General features: G+C 58.8%; 15 protein-coding genes. 5 read left to right on the plus strand and 10 right to left on the minus strand.

Annotated features, from left to right (window positions below):
- The 4 genes from ppa to JZX88_RS17485 all read right to left on the minus strand — a co-directional run bounded on the left by ppa (position 1) and on the right by JZX88_RS17485 (position 5,454).
- Positions 1-534 carry an inorganic diphosphatase gene (gene ppa, locus JZX88_RS17470; protein WP_004443856.1) on the minus strand — a complete coding sequence of 178 codons (534 nt, stop codon included), beginning with the start codon at positions 532-534 and terminating at the stop codon, positions 1-3.
- A gap of 166 nt (positions 535-700) precedes the next feature.
- Positions 701-1,207 carry a GNAT family N-acetyltransferase gene (locus tag JZX88_RS17475; RefSeq protein ID WP_065114287.1) on the minus strand — a complete coding sequence of 169 codons (507 nt, stop codon included), beginning with the start codon at positions 1,205-1,207 and terminating at the stop codon, positions 701-703.
- 212 nt (positions 1,208-1,419) lie between these two features.
- Positions 1,420-3,243, minus strand: coding sequence for a translational GTPase TypA (gene typA / locus JZX88_RS17480; protein WP_004443860.1), 1,824 nt, complete (start codon positions 3,241-3,243; stop codon positions 1,420-1,422).
- 150 nt (positions 3,244-3,393) lie between these two features.
- Entirely contained in the window at positions 3,394-5,454 is a 2,061-nt protein-coding gene (locus tag JZX88_RS17485) for a M3 family metallopeptidase (protein ID WP_206914294.1), read from the minus strand.
- A gap of 245 nt (positions 5,455-5,699) precedes the next feature.
- On the opposite strand from JZX88_RS17485, the gene JZX88_RS17490 reads away from it, so the two are divergent.
- The 3 genes from JZX88_RS17490 to JZX88_RS17500 all read left to right on the plus strand — a co-directional run bounded on the left by JZX88_RS17490 (position 5,700) and on the right by JZX88_RS17500 (position 7,850).
- Complete coding sequence (locus tag JZX88_RS17490; protein WP_236774381.1) at positions 5,700-6,056, plus strand: hypothetical protein; 357 nt, start codon at positions 5,700-5,702, stop codon at positions 6,054-6,056.
- A gap of 133 nt (positions 6,057-6,189) precedes the next feature.
- Positions 6,190-6,648, plus strand: a complete 459-nt coding sequence (locus JZX88_RS17495; protein WP_206914295.1) for a MarR family winged helix-turn-helix transcriptional regulator — start codon at positions 6,190-6,192, stop codon at positions 6,646-6,648.
- Between the two features lie 5 nt (positions 6,649-6,653).
- Positions 6,654-7,850, plus strand: coding sequence for a multidrug effflux MFS transporter (locus JZX88_RS17500; RefSeq protein ID WP_206914296.1), 1,197 nt, complete (start codon positions 6,654-6,656; stop codon positions 7,848-7,850).
- Between the two features lie 51 nt (positions 7,851-7,901).
- Here the strand turns inward: JZX88_RS17500 and JZX88_RS17505 are convergent, their stop codons facing one another.
- Positions 7,902-9,125: an argininosuccinate synthase gene (locus JZX88_RS17505; RefSeq protein ID WP_065116067.1), complete on the minus strand. Its 1,224-nt coding sequence runs from the start codon at positions 9,123-9,125 to the stop codon at positions 7,902-7,904.
- 315 nt (positions 9,126-9,440) lie between these two features.
- Between JZX88_RS17505 and JZX88_RS17510 the strand changes: the two genes are divergently transcribed.
- Positions 9,441-10,295 carry an SDR family NAD(P)-dependent oxidoreductase gene (locus tag JZX88_RS17510; protein ID WP_142858201.1) on the plus strand — a complete coding sequence of 285 codons (855 nt, stop codon included), beginning with the start codon at positions 9,441-9,443 and terminating at the stop codon, positions 10,293-10,295.
- 131 nt (positions 10,296-10,426) lie between these two features.
- Positions 10,427-11,074, plus strand: coding sequence for a LysE family translocator (locus JZX88_RS17515; protein ID WP_110756859.1), 648 nt, complete (start codon positions 10,427-10,429; stop codon positions 11,072-11,074).
- A 40-nt stretch (positions 11,075-11,114) separates the two neighbouring features.
- Here the strand turns inward: JZX88_RS17515 and JZX88_RS17520 are convergent, their stop codons facing one another.
- The 5 genes from JZX88_RS17520 to JZX88_RS17540 form a co-directional block, all read right to left on the minus strand.
- On the minus strand, positions 11,115-11,909 hold the full coding sequence (locus tag JZX88_RS17520) for an ABC transporter ATP-binding protein (RefSeq protein WP_065114292.1): 795 nt from the start codon (positions 11,907-11,909) through the stop codon (positions 11,115-11,117).
- A complete protein-coding gene (locus tag JZX88_RS17525; protein ID WP_065114293.1) occupies positions 11,906-12,787 on the minus strand; it encodes an ABC transporter permease in 882 nt (293 codons plus the stop codon). The genes JZX88_RS17520 and JZX88_RS17525 overlap by 4 nt, the downstream gene beginning before the upstream one ends.
- A 106-nt stretch (positions 12,788-12,893) precedes the next feature.
- Positions 12,894-13,847 carry an ABC transporter substrate-binding protein gene (locus tag JZX88_RS17530; protein ID WP_110756707.1) on the minus strand — a complete coding sequence of 318 codons (954 nt, stop codon included), beginning with the start codon at positions 13,845-13,847 and terminating at the stop codon, positions 12,894-12,896.
- 108 nt (positions 13,848-13,955) lie between these two features.
- Positions 13,956-15,128 carry a 23S rRNA (adenine(2503)-C(2))-methyltransferase RlmN gene (gene rlmN / locus JZX88_RS17535; RefSeq protein WP_081284494.1) on the minus strand — a complete coding sequence of 391 codons (1,173 nt, stop codon included), beginning with the start codon at positions 15,126-15,128 and terminating at the stop codon, positions 13,956-13,958.
- Between the two features lie 266 nt (positions 15,129-15,394).
- Positions 15,395-15,898 (minus strand): invasion associated locus B family protein, encoded by a 504-nt coding sequence (locus JZX88_RS17540; RefSeq protein WP_065114296.1) that lies wholly within the window; start codon positions 15,896-15,898, stop codon positions 15,395-15,397.
- Positions 15,899-16,123 lie beyond the last annotated feature (225 nt).

Consider the following 16,123-nt stretch of genomic DNA (forward strand, 5'->3'; position numbering starts at 1 on the left):
TCAGCCCTGTGCCTTGTAGCGCTCGATGGCTTCGACGATCAGCTTCTTGGCAACGTCGACATCCTGCCAGCCGCCCATCTTCACCCACTTGCCGGGTTCCAGATCCTTGTAGTGCTCGAAGAAATGCTCGATCTGCTTCAGCGTGATTTCCGGCAGGTCGGTGTAATTATTGACCTTGTCGTAACGGCGCGTCAGCTTCGGAACCGGCACGGCGAGAATCTTCTCGTCCTTGCCGCCATCATCTTCCATGATCATCACGCCGATGGGGCGGACATTGATCACACAGCCGGGAACCAGCGGGCGGGTGTTGCAGATGAGAACGTCGATCGGATCACCATCGTCCGACAGGGTATGCGGCACGAAACCATAGTTACCCGGATAGGTCATCGGCGTGTAGAGGAAGCGATCGACGATCAGCGCACCGGCATCCTTGTCCATCTCGTACTTGATCGGATGGCCACCGACCGGCACTTCAACGATAACATTTACGTCTTCCGGCGGATTCTTGCCTACGGAAATTGCATCGATACGCATTCGCTTCCCTCATTCGACGGGTTGGATTTGGTTTTCGATACTGGGAAAGTCGCCGCATTGCAACATGGCTTTGGGCGGATAAGGCAGAATGCAGGATTTGAGGCTATCGCAATTGCGCATGGCCGCCACGAAAAGAAAACGGCGTGAAATCCACCGGACGCTCTCGTCAGTTCCAGACAAAACCGACCTTGCGCAGCGAAGTGCCGTCGAAATCCTCCATGCCCTCGGCAATATCGCGGCCGCCATGCGAGCGGAAAAACCGATTGGCGACATCGCTGTCCTCGAGGCACCAGACAACAATGCCGTTGCAGCCAAGCGAGGTCAGAAGCCTGCGCGCTTCCGTGAACAGCAGCGAGCCGAGACCGATACCCTGATATTCCGGGCGAAGATAAAGTTCGTAGATCTCGCCGTCATGCGGCAGCCCACGCGCCCGGCTGAGGCCCAGCGTCGCATATCCGGCGACCACACCGGCCACCTCCACCACCAGCATGGTTGCGGAACCCTTGGTCGCCTTCTTCCACCAAATCTCGCCACGACGCTCCAGCATCTGCGTCAACGGCCTGTGCGGTATAAGCCCCGCATAGGCCTGTTGCCACGACAGGCGGTGCGCCTCGGAAATGGCGCGCGCATCATGCGGCTCGGCACGGCGAACATCGATGGATAACGTTTTCATAACGCGATTCTGGCCCCGGCCACGGAAACTTGCCAGTCATAAAGGTTAACGCCGGCGAGCTTACCCACAGCCTATTCATGTGGACGACCGATAAAAATTAACGCATCCTTAACCTTCGGCACAAGCGCCTTTCGACTCATGCACACATAAAAACGAATGCATAAAAAAACCCGGCGCGAAGCCGGGTTTTTCGAAAGCAGGGATCGAACCGATCAGCTGGCGGCAAGCTTTGCCTTTTCGAAGCGCTTACGGTCGTTCGGGTCGAGGTAGAGCTTGCGAAGACGGATCGACTTCGGCGTGACTTCAACCAGCTCGTCATCCTGGATCCAGGACAGCGCGCGTTCCAGCGTGAACTTGATCGGCGGCGTGAGCTTCACAGCCTCATCCTTGCCGGCGGCGCGGATGTTGGTCAGCTTCTTGCCCTTCAGCACGTTCACGTCGAGGTCGTTGTCACGGCTGTGAATGCCGATGATCATGCCCGCATAAACCTTTTCGCCGGCGTCGATGATCATCGGGCCGCGATCTTCAAGGTTGAACAGGGCATAGGCAACGGCTTCGCCCGACTCGTTCGACAGCAGAACGCCGTTGACGCGGCCGCCGATCTCACCCTTGTAAGGCTGGTAGTCGTGGAACAGACGGTTCATCACGGCCGTGCCGCGCGTGTCGGTCAGAAGTTCCGACTGGTAGCCGATCAGGCCGCGGGTCGGCGCGAAGAAGACCAGACGGACGCGGTTGCCGCCCGAAGGACGAAGCTCGACCATCTCGGCCTTGCGCTCAGACATCTTCTGAACGACGACGCCGGAATGTTCCTCATCCACGTCGATCACGACTTCTTCGACCGGCTCCATCAGCTGGCCGTTTTCATCCTTGTGCATGACAACGCGCGGACGCGACACGGCAAGTTCGAAGCCTTCGCGGCGCATGTTTTCGATCAGAACCGCCAGCTGCAATTCGCCGCGGCCGGACACGAAGAACGAATCCTTGTCGGCGGATTCCTCGATCTTCAGCGCAACGTTGCCTTCGGCTTCCTTGAACAGGCGGTCGCGAATGACGCGGCTCGTGACCTTGTCGCCTTCGGTGCCGGCGAGCGGCGAATCGTTGACGATGAAGGACATGGTGACGGTCGGCGGATCGATCGGCTGCGCCTGCATGGGTTCCATGACGGCGGGATCGCAGAAAGTATCGGCGACGGTGCCCTTGGAGAGGCCGGCGATGGCGACGATATCGCCCGCATGGGCTTCCTCGATGGAGGTGCGCTCAATGCCGCGGAAAGCGAGGATCTTCGAGATACGACCGTTTTCGATCAGCTTGCCGTCCTGGCCGAGAACCTTGACCGCCTGGTTCGGCTTGATCGAACCGGAAGCGATACGGCCGGTGATGATGCGGCCGAGGAAGTTGTTGGCTTCAAGGATCGTGCCGATCATGCGGAACGGGCCTTCTTCGACCTTGGGCTCGGGCACATGCTTGACGACGAGATCGAGAAGCGGCGCAAGACCCTCATCGGTCGGGCCTTCCGGATTGACGTTCATCCAGCCGGAGCGGCCGGAACCGTAAAGGATCGGGAAGTCGAGCTGCTCGTCGGTGGCGTCGAGAGCCGCGAAGAGGTCGAACACCTCGTTGACGACTTCCTCGTGGCGGGCATCCGGACGGTCGATCTTGTTGATGGCGACGATCGGGCGAAGACCAACCTTCAGCGCCTTGCCGACCACGAACTTGGTCTGCGGCATCGGGCCTTCGGCAGCGTCGACGAGAACAATGGCGCCATCCACCATCGACAGGATACGCTCGACTTCACCGCCGAAGTCGGCGTGGCCGGGGGTGTCGACGATGTTGATGCGGGTATCTTTCCACTCGATCGAGGTCGCCTTGGCGAGAATGGTGATGCCGCGCTCTTTTTCGATGTCGTTGGAATCCATCACGCGTTCCATCACGCGCTGGTTTTCACGGAACGAACCGGATTGCTTCAGAAGCTCGTCAACAAGCGTCGTTTTTCCATGGTCAACGTGCGCGATGATCGCGATGTTGCGAAGTGCCATTGTTTAAAATCTCTGAGGTTGGGCGCTATATTGATGAGAAACGCCAATTTAGTTTGGCGCGCTCATAACCTTTTTTTTGCAAATGCGAAAGGGGGGCTCATGTCATAAGCCCCCTGCGCCCAGCTTCTAGCTCAGAATTATGACAGTCTCTTATAGGAGACCGCGCTTCGAAAGCATGGCATCCGGGCTCGGCATCTTGCCACGAAAGGCGAGATAAGCCTCCTCGGGATCGATCGAGCCGCCGACGGAATAGATATTGTCCTTCAGCCGGCGCGCCATCTCGCCGTCAAAGGCATTGCCGGTTTCCTCGAAAGCCGAAAAGGCGTCCGCGTCCAGCACTTCCGACCACATGTAGGAATAATAGCCGGCGGAGTAGCCGTCGCCCGAGAAAACATGCTGGAAATGCGGTGTCGCATGGCGCATGACGATGGACTTCGGCATCTGGAGCGCGGCCAGAACCTCCCCTTGCACGGCCATCGGATCGGCAACACTGTCGCGCGTGTGGAACGCCATGTCGACGATCGCCGAGGAAGTGAACTCCACCGTGCTGAAACCGGCATTGAAGGTCTGCGCGGCCAGAACCTTGTCCAGCAGCACCTTCGGCATTGGCGCGCCCGTGTCATAGTGCAGGGCGTATTTTTCGAGAATTTCCGGCACCGTCAGCCAATGTTCGTAAAGCTGCGACGGCAATTCGACGAAATCACGCGAGACACCCGTTCCGGAAACGGAAGGGTAAGTGACATCAGACAGCATGCCATGCAACGCGTGGCCGAATTCGTGAAACAGCGTGCGCGCATCGTCAAGCGAAAGCAGCGCCGGTTTGCCCTCGGCCGGTTTGGCGAAATTGCAGACATTGTAGATGATCGGGATTTCACCGACGGTGCCGTTCTTCAAGGGCAGCTTGTGCTGCGACTGGAACGAACTCATCCATGCACCTGATCGTTTGGAGGGGCGGGCGAAATAATCGCCGAGGAACATGGCCTTCAGACCGCCCTTTTCGTCGCGGATTTCGAAAACCCGCACGTCGGGGTGATAGGCGGCAACGCCCTTGACCTCGACCGCTCGAACCCCAAACAGCCGCCCGGCCACATCGAAGCAGGCCTCGATGATCTTTTCCAGCTGCAGATAGGGCTTCAATTCCGCCTCGGAGAAGCTGAATTTCCGTGCCCTCAGCTTTTCGGCATAGTGGCGCCAGTCCCACGGCAGCACCTCGTGATTTCTGCCCTCCTCGGCAATGATGGCGGCAAGTTCAGCCTCTTCCTCGCCCGCACGGCGCACGGCCTTTTCCCAGACCTGACCGAGAAGGCCGTTCACGGCATCGGGCGTCTTTGCCATCGTGTCATCAAGCTTGTAGGCGGCGAAATTGGCGTATCCGAGAAGTTTTGCCTTCTCCTCGCGCAGTTCGAGCGTGCGCTGGACGATCTCGCGATTATCGGTCTCGCCGCCATTCTCACCGCGCGCTACCCAGGCCTTGAATGCCTGTTCGCGCAGATCGCGACGTTCGGAGAAGGTCAGGAAGGGCTCGATGATGGAGCGCGACAGCGTGACGGCGAATTTGCCGTCCTCACCATGCTCACGGGCGGCACCCGCCATTGCATCGCGCAGAAAACCGGGAATGCCGGCCAGCTCCTCCTCCGTGGAAAGCAGAAGCTTCCAGTTCTTTTCGTCCGCCAGCACATTCTGCCCGAATTTGGCGCCGAGACCGGCAAGCTCTTCATTGATCGCCGCCAGCCGCTCCTGCCGGTCTTTCGGCAATTTTGCGCCAGAGCGTACGAAACCCTTCCAGTGCCGTTCGAGAACACGCTTCTCCTCACCCGTCAGCCCGAGCGCCTCGCGCTTTTCCCACAGTGAATCGATGCGCTTGAACAGTGCTTCATTCATGCCGATCTTGGAATAATGCCGCGACATTTTCGGCGCGATCTCCCGCTCAAGCGTCTGGATCACCCCATTGGTATTGGCCCCCGCCCTGTTCCAGAACAGCGCCGAAATACGCGAGAGATCATCGCCGGCGATTTCGAGTGCGGTCACCGTGTTTTCGAAACTCGGGGCCTGCGTATTTCCGGCAATCGCATCGATTTCCTGTTCATGGGATAGAAGTGCGGCCTCGAAAGCCGGCGCGAAATCCTCATCCTTGACCGCATCGAATCTCGGCAGACCATTGAGGCCGTTCCAGTGAACGAGTGCGGGATAAAGCGCGGTCTTGGATGGCATTTCATCTTCCTTGTACAATTCCGGTTTAAGCCCATATGGGCACGCCTCCACCACCAATTCAATACGCCGTAATTTGGTGTGGAATATGCGATCACCATCACGGCCAAGTATTGACCGAAACGATGGTGTCGTGATCTGGTTTCTTGAAATAATATCCCATGATGGAGATATGTATTATGGAGATTTATTCTTTAAGGTCCTCTAATAATTTCCTTTTCAGGGACAATTCCAGAAATGCCAGATCCGTGGGCAGCGCCGATTTCGGCAAGGCTCCCAAATCCGACGCAGGTCCGGGCTTCGAGGAAACGGTAAAACGTATCGACTTCACCCGCGTCAGCCCGCGCGAATTGCGGGAAATTGCCCGGGAATATTACGATATGGGGAAAATCAGCCAGGATACCTGGCTTGAGCTTTCGTCCGAACTGCCGACGCAGACGCTGAATGCCAATGGCGAGGTGATCGATATAACCGAAGTGACTGACGATACGGATTTCGACTTCGTCGCCTATTTTTCCGACCGGGCCGAGATTGCCCGCTCCATCGGCACCGCAGATGAAGTGGAAAAAATGCAGGATGTCCTGTCTTTTTTTGCTTTGGTGTAATGATCATCGACTATGTTGGCGGCCCTCCCGCAACCGAACTGACGCATACTTTACTCGATTTTCGACAATATGATTTGTGCACCATTGATTATCGCCCGGAATTTAGTAAGGCTGACTTACGAAAAGGCGAAGCATGGGCACGAAGCGCGAAAAAGATTCACTGGCATTTCTGCTGAACAGCGGCGCACGTCTGCTGAACAGTGCATTTGAACGCCGTATTTCCGAAGCTGGACTGGGCCTGACCCCCGGTGAAGCGCGCGCATTACTGACGGTTGCGGTCGTTGATGGCAGCAAACAGTCGGATATTGCCGCCCGCCTCGGCATCGAGCCGATGACGATCTGTGCCTATCTCGACAAACTGCAATCTCTCGATCTCATCGAACGCCAGCAGGATCCGCAGGACAGGCGTTCCAAGCGTATCGTGCTGACGAAATCTTCCGCCGAGATGCTGGAAGCCGTCCGCCAGGAAATCGATGAACTTGTCCGTCAGGCCACGCGGGGCCTGAACGAAGAAGAAGTCGTGCTCTTTCGCAGCTTCCTGCAGACCCTTCGCAACAATCTGCAGCCGGAACAGCCGGGCCAGAACAGCTGACTGCAATGTCGCCAGAACCGATCATGTCCACAAAGCGCACGGCAATACTCGGCGCGTTGCTGACGGCGCTGGCGCCCATTTCCATGGCGATCTACACGCCGGCCATGCCGGAACTGACGCGGGTTTTCAGCACCACGGAAGCTGCCGTCAAACTCAGCCTCTCGCTTTATTTTGCCGGTTTCGCCATGGCGCAGTTGCTCGCCGGACCGGCCTCCGATGCCTTCGGCCGGAAAAAGGCGAGCCTCGTCTTCCTGTCTATTTTTCTCGGTGGCGGGCTGCTTGCCGTTTTCGCCCCGACGATCGAAGTGCTGCTCTTCGCCCGGCTGGTTCAGGGCATCGGCGCCTCCGTCGGCATGACGGTGGCACGCGCCGTGGTGCGTGACCAGTTCACCGGCGCTGAAGCATCCAGCATCATGAACCTCATCGGCATCATGCTGGCCGTCGGCCCCGCCATGGGACCGACGATCGGCGGGCTTTCGCTTGCGGCCTTTGGCTGGAAGTCTGTGTTCTTTCTGATGGCCGGCCTGGGAGCCATCGCCATCGTCTCCGTGTTGGTTTTTCTGCGCGAAACGACGATCCCGGACAAAAGCCTGATACGCCCCCGCCGGCTTCTCTCCGCCTATGGCACCTTGCTGACCGAGCCACGATTTCTGCTCGCCGCACTGGTACTCGGCGGCTCTATCGGCGCGCTTTATGCGCAGGCGACCATGCTGACCTTCATCCTCATCGGCGAAGTGGGCATGACACCCACCGCCTTCGGCATCGGCATGTTGATGCAGACCGGCGCTTACTTCTTCGGCTCCATTGCCCTGCGTTATATCGCACCGAGGCTGGGTGACCGCCGCTCGGTCATGCTCGGCCTCTGTTTTTCAGGGGCAGGCGGTCTCCTCATCCTGCTGTCGGTATTCCTGATACCACCGTCCTTCTTCTCGATCATGGCGCCCGTGGCGGTCGCGACGGTCGGCATCGCCTTGCTGACGCCCTCGATGGTGACGGCCGCCCTTGCCCCCTTTCCGCATATTGCCGGTTCTGCATCGGCGATGATGGGTTTCATCCAGATGGGATCGGGCTTTGCGGGCGGTGCTGCGGCTTCGCTCATCGGTTCGCCGCTGACCGGCTTCGGCATCATCATCCCGGTGATGGAATTCACAGCCATTGCCAGCTATATCGGCTTCCGCATCGTTTCCAGAAGAGAGACATAAAAAACCCGCCGGCGTCGCCGCCAGCGGGTTCCTGTTTTTATCTAAGCTGAATTACTTGCTGAGATTACGCTTGGCCAGCGTGCGAAGACGCAGCGCATTGAGCTTGATGAAGCCCGCCGCATCCTTCTGGTCGTAAGCGCCGTGGTCGTCCTCGAAGGTCACCAGCGCGTCGGAATAGAGCGACTTTTCGCTCTCGCGGCCGGTAACCATGACATTGCCCTTGTAGAGCTTCAGCGTCACTTCGCCTTCCACATGTTCCTGGCTCTTGTCGATCAGGGCCTGCAGCATCTCGCGCTCCGGCGAGAACCAGAAGCCGTAATAGATGAGTTCAGCGTAACGCGGCATCAGATCGTCTTTCAGATGCGCGGCACCCCGGTCGAGCGTGATGGATTCGATGGCGCGATGTGCGGCAAGCAGGATGGTGCCGCCGGGTGTTTCATAAACGCCGCGCGACTTCATGCCGACGAAACGGTTCTCGACCAGATCAAGACGGCCGATGCCGTTTTCACGGCCGTAATTGTTCAGTGTCGCCAGAAGCGTGGCGGGCGACATTTCGACGCCGTTGATGGAGCAGGCATCGCCCTTGCGGAAACCGACCTTGATGACGGTTGCCTTGTCCGGAGCCGCTTCCGGGGAAATGGTGCGCATATGCACATATTCCGGCGCTTCCTGTGCCGGGTCTTCCAGAACCTTGCCCTCGGAAGACGAGTGCAGCAGATTGGCGTCGACGGAGAAAGGCGCCTCGCCCTTCTTGTCCTTGGCGACCGGGATCTGGTGCTGTTCGGCGAAGTTCAGGAGGTCGGTACGGCTCTTGAACGTCCAGTCGCGCCAGGGCGCGATAATCTTGATATCAGGGTTCAGCGCATAGGCCGAAAGCTCGAAACGGACCTGGTCGTTGCCCTTGCCCGTGGCGCCATGGGCAATGGCGTCGGCGCCGGTCTTCCTGGCGATTTCGATCAGATGCTTGGAAATCAGCGGGCGGGCAATGGAGGTGCCGAGCAGATAGACGCCTTCATAAACGGCGTTGGCGCGGAACATCGGGAACACGAAATCACGCACGAATTCTTCGCGGACGTCCTCGATGAAGATTTCCTTGATGCCCAGCATCTCGGCCTTCTTGCGCGCCGGCTCGAGCTCTTCGCCCTGGCCGAGATCGGCGGTAAAGGTCACGACTTCAGCGCCGAGTTCCGTCTGAAGCCATTTCAGGATGATCGAGGTGTCGAGGCCGCCGGAATAGGCGAGAACGACTTTCTTAACGTCTTTCGGAAGTGCCATAATGATGTCCATCTGCATGATGACGGCATCCGCGTACCGCCATTTCCTTGGGATTTCGGCACTTTTACAGTGCAACCCGAAATGTGTGAAGCGCTTTTCCGTGAGATAAGCGACAAAACAATTGATGGGGACGTCTGGCGACCGGTGATGACTGGCCGCGCCGATGGGAACGAAGCGATTGTCACATGCATTTAGAAAATTCGCGCTTTATCATGAAGCGGCGCGATCGACTTGAAGACCGTGAATGAAGCCAGTGAGGTTCAAGCAACGTTGCAAACCGCTGGAAACAGCAGAAACGACGCGAAGGAGAAACCTATGACGACCATCCACCCCGCATTCAAGGAAGATAATGTCGCTGTCATAACAGGTGCGGCATCCGGCATCGGACTTGCCGCCGCCCGCAAATTTGCGAGTTTCGGCATGAGTGTCGTGCTCGTCGATCTCGACGGTGAAAAGCTCGCCGCAGCGCATGCGGATATTCTGACCGTCGCCAGGGACGGCGAAGCGCAGATCGTCGCCATCCCGACCGACGTATCGAAACTCGATGAACTGGAGGCGCTGGAACGCGCCGTGATCCAGCGTTTCGGACGTGTCCACGTCCTCATGAACAATGCCGGCATCCAGCCGGGTAGCGCCATTTTCGGGCCGCAGGCCAATTGGGAAAAAATCATCGGCGTCAACCTGATGGGTGTGGTGAACGGCAGCCGCGTCTTCGGCCAGGGCATGATCGCCCATGGCGAGCCGGCGCTCATCATCAATACCGGCTCGAAACAGGGCATCACCACGCCTCCCGGTGATCCGGCCTATAATGTCTCGAAGTCCGGCGTCAAAACCTTCACGGAAGCGCTTCAGCACGAGTTGCGCAACAGCCCGAACGGCTCGGTTTCCGCCCACCTTCTGATCCCCGGTTTCGTCTTCACGGGTTTGACCGCCCATGGCAGGACGGAAAAACCGGAGGGCGCATGGACCGGTGAGCAGACCGTCGACTTCATGATCGAGAGCATCGGCCGGGGCGATTTTTATATTCTCTGCCCCGACGGCGAGGTAGACCGCCCGACGGATGAAAAGCGCATTCTCTGGGCGGCCCAGGACATCGTCCAGAACCGCCCGCCGCTGTCGCGCTGGCATGCGGAATATTCCGCCGCTTTCACCAGCTTCCTGAAAAACTGAAGTTCCGACCGCCGCGCTCTATAGGGTGCGGCGGCTCCCCACCCCTATCCGGCGATGTAAGCGCAAAACCATTGGCAGAAACACGAAATCGCGTTAAGCAACGGCAATCTTGAGCTTTCATGGGTGCCGCGATGGATTTTGTTCCAAGCCTGCCAACACTTGTCGCCTTTACCATCGCCATTCTGCTGCTGGCGGTGACCCCGGGGCCTGACATGACGCTCTGGATCAGCCGTTCGTTGCGCGAGGGCCGGGCGGCGGGTTTCATGACGCTGGTCGGAACCAATATCGGCATCACCGTGCACACGATGCTGGTCGCCTTCGGCGTCGCCGCCCTCATCGTCGCCTCGCCGACGGCTTTCATGATCCTGAAAACCGGCGGGGCCGCCTATCTGGTCTGGCTCGCCATTCAGGCCGTGCGCAAGGGTTCGGATTTCGTGATGGTGAAGACGGCGGGCGAAAAGCCGCAATCATCTCTCAGATCAGCTCTGCTGAACGGTATCTGGGTCAATCTGCTGAACCCAAAGGTCATCATCTTCTTCATGACCTTCCTGCCGCAATTCGTCAGCGCTTCCGATCCGCATGTGACCGGCAAGCTGATCTTCCTCGGCATCTGGTCCATCATCGTGGCGCTACCGATCGGTATCGGCATTGTTGTCGCCGCCGATGTCCTGTCCGCCTGGCTTCAGCGTAACCGGAAAGTTCTGCGCGGTCTGGATTACACGATTGCCGGCGTCTTTTCGCTCTTCGCCATCAAGATTTTCTTCACGCAAACGCGCTGAAGGCAAATAAAAAGGCGCCGGAAGGCGCCTTTTGAAATGGTCAGCCGATCAGCAACTCATCGTCATCAAGCGTCTGGCCGCGTATCTTGCGGAACATCTCGATCAGGTCTTCGACCTCAAGGTCCTTGCGGCTATCGCCGGACACATCAAGAACGATTTCGCCGGCATGCAGCATGATCGTGCGGGTGCCGTAGTCCAGCGCCTGACGCATGGAATGGGTGACCATCAGCGTCGTCAGCTTGCGCTCCGACACCACTTTGCGAGTCAGCTCCATCACGAATTCCGCCATGCCGGGATCGAGTGCAGCCGTATGTTCATCCAGCAGCAGCACGTCTGAACCGGACAGCGTCGCCATGACCAGCGAAACCGCCTGCCTCTGCCCGCCGGACAGAAGATCCATACGGTCCTTCAGGCGATTTTCCAGCCCGAGATTGAGCGAAGCGATCCGCTCCCTGAAGAAATCCCGACGGCCGCGCCCAAGCGCCGGCAGAAGACCACGACGCTCGCCACGGGACGCCGCAAGCGCCAGATTTTCCTCGATGGTGAGCGCGCCGCAGCTGCCCGCCAGCGGATCCTGAAACACGCGTGCCACCCGACCGGCCCGGCTGGCGGTCGGTTTACGGGTAACGTCGGCGCCGCCAATCATCACCTTGCCCGCCGTCGGCAGAACGTCGCCGGCCAATACGCCGAGAAGCGTGGATTTGCCGGCGCCATTGGAACCGATGACGGTGACGAAGGAACCATCCTCGATAGTGAGGTCGATCTTGGCCAGAGCCTGCTTTTGCAGCGGCGTGCCACGTCCGAAGACGACCTGGATGTCGGAAAGGGAAATCACGATGTTGCTCCCCCACGGCGCAGTCGGGGCAGGATCAATGCGATGGCCACCAATACCGCCGTTACGAAATTGAGATCGGATGCCTTGAGGCCCAGTACATCGCTCGACAGGGCAAGCTGGATGGCGAGACGATAGGCAATCGAGCCGAAAACACAGCCGATGAGCGCAATCAGAATGCCGCGTGCACCGAACAGCGTTTCGCCGATGATGACGGCGGCAAGTCCGACGACGATGGTGCCGACACCGGAGGTCACATCGGCAAAGCCATTGGTCTGCGCGAACAATGCGCCACCGAGGGCGACTAGCGCATTCGAAAGCGCCATGCCGAGATAGATCTGATTACCGGTCTTCACGCCCTGCGCCCGCGCCATCCGCGCATTGGCACCCGTCGCCCGCATGGCAAGACCCGCATCGCTTTCAAGAAAACGCCAGACCAGAATGACCGCGACCAGCACCAGCGCGCCGACGAAAAGCGGCCGCACCAGATATTCGGACAGGCCGAGGCCGTAAAACGGCGATATCATCGTATCCTGATTGAGCAGCGCCACATTCGGCTTTCCCATCACTCTGAGATTGACGGAAAACAGCGCGATCATCGTCAGGATCGAGGCAAGCAGGTTGAGAATTTTAAAACGCACGTTGAGCGTCGCGGTCACGATGCCCGCAGCGGCACCGGCAACCATCGCAACCGCCGTCGCGACCCAGGCGTTCAAACCGGCGATGATCAGCACGGCGGCCACAGCGGCGCCAAGCGGAAACGAACCGTCCACGGTCAGGTCAGGAAAATCAAGCACACGAAAAGCGAGATAGACGCCGATCGCCACGAAAGCGAAGACCAGTCCCAGCTCCACGGCACCCCAGAAGGCGATTTGGCTCACGGTAATGTCCTTGTTATTGCCGCCATCAGGCGGATACGGGCACCGTCTCGTGCCACGTAAAGCGGGCGGCGAAATACCGCCGCCCGCAATTCAGTCTGGTTTCGATTCAGTCGATGACCTTGGTGGCGCGCTTCGTCACGCTTTCAGGGAAGGTGACGCCAACTTTTTCGGCAACCTTCTTGTTGATGACGAGATCGGTGCCGACAGCCACGGTTGCCGGAATGTCGCCCGGCTTTTCACCCTTGAGGATGCGGACAACAACGGCGCCGGTCTGTTTGCCAACGTCGAAATAGTTGAAGCCGAGGGCCGCAACCGCACCACGCGCGACAGAATCCGTATCAGCGGCATAGAGCGGGATCTTGGCTTCGCTCGCAACACCAGCTGCCGCCTCGAAAGCGGAAACGATGGTGTTGTCGGTCGGAACGTAGATCACGTCGGCCTTGCCGACCAGAGCACGGGTTGCGCCCTGAACTTCAGCCGATTTGGTGGCGACGGATTCGACGACCTTCAGACCAGCCTTGTCGGCTTCGGCCTTCAGCAGGGCGAGCGTCGAGGCGGAATTGGCTTCGGCCGAGTTGTAAATGAAACCGATGGACTTGGCGTTCGGCGAGATTTCCTTGATGAGCGCCAGATGCTCGCCAACCGGCAGCATGTCGGAAAGACCGGTCACGTTGCCGCCGGGCTTTTCCATGCTCTTGACGAGCTGTGCACCGACCGGATCGGAGACGGCCGTGAAAACAACCGGAATGTCACGCGTGGCCGCAACGACGGCCTGGGCCGACGGCGTGGAGATCGGCACGATGACGTTGGGCGCGTCGCCGACGAACTGTCGGGCGATCTGCGCTGCGGTGCCGGGATTGCCCTGCGCGGACTCGTAAAGGAACTTGAGGTTCTCGCCTTCCTTGTAGCCAGCCTCAGTAAGAGCCGCTTTGACGCCATCACGGGCAGCGTCAAGTGCCGGATGTTCGACGATGGCGGTGACGGCAACGGTGACGTTTTCAGCCTTGGCCGGCAGAACGATGGCGCTCGCAGCAGCGAGAGCCAGAATGAATGCGCGCATGGATATCCTCCTGTTGGTTCCCTGTTTTCGTCTTTCTAGGAACAAGACAGACCGAAATCAATCGGAGAACCGCCGCAAAACCAGCTTTATGGCGCAAATGCGGCTGATTCAGTCATCCGCGCCGTGGTTGGCGATCATCATCGCCTCAAAAGCCAGCCTTTCAGTCTTGCGCATGCGCTCGGATTCAGACTTGAGCTGACCGCAGGCGGCGAGAATATCGCGGCCGCGCGGGGTGCGGATCGGCGAGGCATAACCCGCCTGATTGATGAAATCGGCGAACTTCTCGATCTGCGCCCACTCGGAACACTGGTAGTTGGTGCCAGGCCACGGATTGAACGGAATAAGGTTGATCTTTGCCGGAACGCCCTTCAACAGTTGCACCAGCATCTTGGCGTCTTCCAGGCTGTCGTTCACATCCTTCAGCATCACATATTCGAAGGTGATGCGGCGGGCATTGGAAAGACCCGGATAATTACGGCAGGCCTCGATCAGTTCCTTCAGCGGATATTTCTTGTTGATCGGCACCAGCATGTCGCGCAGCTCATCACGCACCGCATGCAGCGAAATCGCCAGCATCACGCCAATCTCGTCACCGGTGCGGAAGATTTCCGGCACGACGCCCGAGGTGGAGAGCGTCACCCGACGCTTGGAGAGCGACAGGCCGTCGCCATCGGTGGCGATCAGAAGCGCGGTCTTCACATGCTCGAAATTATAGAGCGGCTCACCCATGCCCATCATCACGATGTTGGACACCTTGCGGCCTTCGCTCGGCACATAGGCGCCGACCGGCGTCGAACCATCGGGAAAATCGCCGAGGCGGTCACGAGCGAGCAGAAGCTGCGAGAGGATTTCCTCGGCCGTCAGGTTGCGCACCAGACGCTGGGTGCCGGTGTGACAGAAGGAACAGGTCAGCGAGCAGCCCACCTGGCTCGATATGCACAAAGTGCCGCGCCCTTCTTCGGGAATATAGACCGTCTCGATCTCCACGGGGCGGCCGGCACCGCGCGGCGGAAAGCGCATCAGCCATTTGCGGGTGCCGTCATTGGAGATCTGCTCCTCGACGATTTCCGGGCGGGCGATGGTGAAGGCCGCCTTCAGCTTCTCGCGAAGCTCCTTGGCGACATTGGTCATGTTGTCGAAATCGGAGACGCCCCGCACATATAGCCAGTTCCACAACTGGCTGACGCGCATCTTCACCTGCTTCTGCGGCACACCGACTTCCGCCAGTGCCTCACCCATCTCCTCGCGGGTCATGCCGATCAGCGACGGCTTGCCGGACATGAGATCGCTATTGGCGATCAGCGGGGTTTTGACTGCCAGGCCGGCAGGAGCTTGCATTACGGACATCACGCTATCCCATCATCCAATGCAGCGCACGACCGGCCTGTCGGAAAGGCGGAAAATCGTCTGCATGTCGAGAAAATCAAAGGCGGAGCACTCTTCGCGCGTCCGCCTGTCAATGTTGCCGCGCCTTTAGCATCAAACCGGCAAAAACGCAAATGGCCGGTCAAGGACCGGCCATTCGTAAACGCGGGAAAGCGTCGGGATTATTTGCAGCTCTCGATCTGCTTGAGGGCTGCCGAGATACCCGACAGGGAATAGGAGTAGGAGGTTGCGGTGCCACGGCCGGAAGTCGCCTTTACGGTCATCGACTTGCCGCCTTTCATGGCAGCGACGAGAGCGGGCTCTTCAGCAGCATTTTCGACCCAGGCAGCCTTGTCCTTGGTGAACATGACGAAGTTCTTGTTGTCGATCGTCACATTGACCTTGGAACCCTGCTTCAGCGGATAACCCACCATGGCCTGCGGCTCGTAGGAAATGTTCTGGCCCGGACGCTGCGACACGATGAAGAAGATGTCGCCGTGATCGACGCTTGCCGGTTCCTTGGCGGTCGGAATGGAAAGAACGTAGCAGACGGTGCTGTTGCCCGATTTGTACGAATAGGCACCCCAAGCATTGAACTGCTGGATGCGCGTGGGCGACTGTGCAGATGCTACGCCGACGCTGGTCAGCAAAATGGCCGCTGCGGTTGCTACACTTCTTACAAACATAGAATTTCCTGCCGGGTTATTGTCTTCCATTAGCCCGAAGCAGCGGCGGGCTCCATTTTCTGGATCGGCCACGTTCAGGTGCGGATCGTCTTTTCTCATTGTGGTCGGGAAGCGGTTACCAAACCGTCAACAACACGCATAAAATGCCTAAAACGTCTTGCGGTGTTACAGATTGGCGACTCCCGACGCCCTGGGGAGAAGGGCGTGGCACGTCCTTCACTCGCG

Source organism: Agrobacterium sp. OT33 (genome assembly GCF_017313365.1).
In the GTDB taxonomy this organism is placed as follows: domain Bacteria; phylum Pseudomonadota; class Alphaproteobacteria; order Rhizobiales; family Rhizobiaceae; genus Agrobacterium; species Agrobacterium rhizogenes_A.